The 1,353-nt window shown below is 73.5% G+C and carries 3 protein-coding genes; 1 reads left to right on the forward strand and 2 read right to left on the reverse strand.

Going from position 1 to position 1,353, the window contains the following annotated elements; translation table 11 throughout:
- A partial coding sequence (locus DW309_RS19920; protein ID WP_205812826.1) for a hypothetical protein occupies positions 1–188 on the reverse strand: 188 nt, incomplete at its 3' end.
- Between DW309_RS19920 and DW309_RS15960 the strand changes: the two genes are divergently transcribed.
- Complete coding sequence (locus tag DW309_RS15960) at positions 187–525, forward strand: nuclear transport factor 2 family protein (RefSeq protein ID WP_136032551.1); 339 nt, start codon at positions 187–189, stop codon at positions 523–525. The two genes, DW309_RS19920 and DW309_RS15960, sit on opposite strands and share 2 nt — an antisense overlap.
- A 33-nt stretch (positions 526–558) precedes the next feature.
- On the opposite strand, the gene DW309_RS15965 is transcribed toward DW309_RS15960, so the two are convergent.
- A partial coding sequence (locus tag DW309_RS15965; RefSeq protein ID WP_136045922.1) for an HAD-IC family P-type ATPase occupies positions 559–1,353 on the reverse strand: 795 nt, incomplete at its 5' end.

Below are 1,353 nucleotides of genomic sequence, written 5' to 3' on the forward strand. Positions count from 1 at the left end.
GGCATGACGGCCTCGCGGCGAGCGGAGGCGCGTCCGGGGCGTTTCGGCTGCTCCCCGGGGAACCCGGCGGGCGGAGGTGCGTCCGGGAGGGCTTCGAGCGCCTCCGGCGAGAGGGCGACGGGCTCGCCGTCCGAGCCGTGAGCCAGGGCGTTCCGCGGGAAGCGACGCCGGAGTAGGGTGCGGGGCATGACGCTGATCGAGGACCTGCGCACGAGCGAGGAACGACTCTCCCGGGGCGACCTCGCGTACTACCGGGACATCTGCCGCGACGACGCCCTGTTCGTGATGCCGGGCATGGTCGCGACACGGGAGGAGGCGATCGCCGGACTCGAGCACGCCGACCCGTGGGACTCGTTCGACCTGAGCGCGGTGCAGGTGCGCGAGCTCGGCACCGACGCCGCCGCCATCGCGTATCGCTTCGAGGGACGCCGCGGCGCACAGACCTACACGGCGGACATGGTGTCGACGTACGTGCGCGAGGGCGGACGGTGGCTGCTCGCCGTGCACCAGCAGACCCCGGCCTGAGCGCACGGGCGTCGGGCCGGGATCTGCGGGCGGTCAGCGGTCGAGGATCTCGCGGGTCGTGACCTCGGGGCGCAGGTCGAGTCGGCGCAGCAACTGCGCGTTGAGGGCGACCACGATCGTCGACAGCGACATGAGCACCGCGCCGACCGACATCGGCAGCACGAAGCCGATCGGGGCGAGCACCCCGGCGGCCAGCGGCACCGACAGCAGGTTGTAGCCGGCGGCCCACCACAGGTTCTGCTTCATCTTGCGATATGACGCCCGCGACAGCTCGATCACCGACAGCACCGACCGCGGATCGTCACCCGCCAGGATCACCCCGGCCGATGCGATCGCGACGTCGGTGCCCGCGCCGATCGCGAGCCCCACGTCGGCCTGCGCCAGGGCGGGGGCATCGTTCACGCCGTCGCCCACCATCGCCACCCGGCGACCCTCGCGCTGCAACTCCTGCACCTTCGCGGCCTTGTCCTCGGGTCGCACCCCGGCGAACACCCGGTCGATGCCGAGGTCGGACGCGACGGTCTGCGCCACCGCCTCCGCGTCGCCCGTGATCATCACGACCTGCACCCCGCGGGCGTGCAGCGCGTCGACCGCCTCCCGCGACTCCGGCCGCACCTCGTCGGCGAGCGCCAGCGCACCGATCACACGGCCGTCGCGCAGCACGTGCAGGATGATCGCGCCGTGCGCGCGCCACCCCTCGGCTGCCGGCAGCTCCTCCGCGCCTTCCTCGGTCAGCAGGTGCGGGCCGCCGACGCGCACCGTGGCACCGTCGACCGTCGCTGTGACGCCCACCGCGGGCGACGACGAGAAGTCGCGGCTCGCCGGCAC

Source organism: Microbacterium sp. K41 (assembly GCF_004794395.1).
Taxonomy (GTDB): Bacteria; Actinomycetota; Actinomycetes; order Actinomycetales; family Microbacteriaceae; genus Microbacterium; species Microbacterium sufflavum.

What these genes read in the sequence shown, in the direction of transcription:
- DW309_RS15960 (WP_136032551.1), top strand. Translation starts at nt 187, where the DNA reads ATGACGCTGATCGAGGACCTGCGCACGAGCGAGGAACGACTCTCCCGG.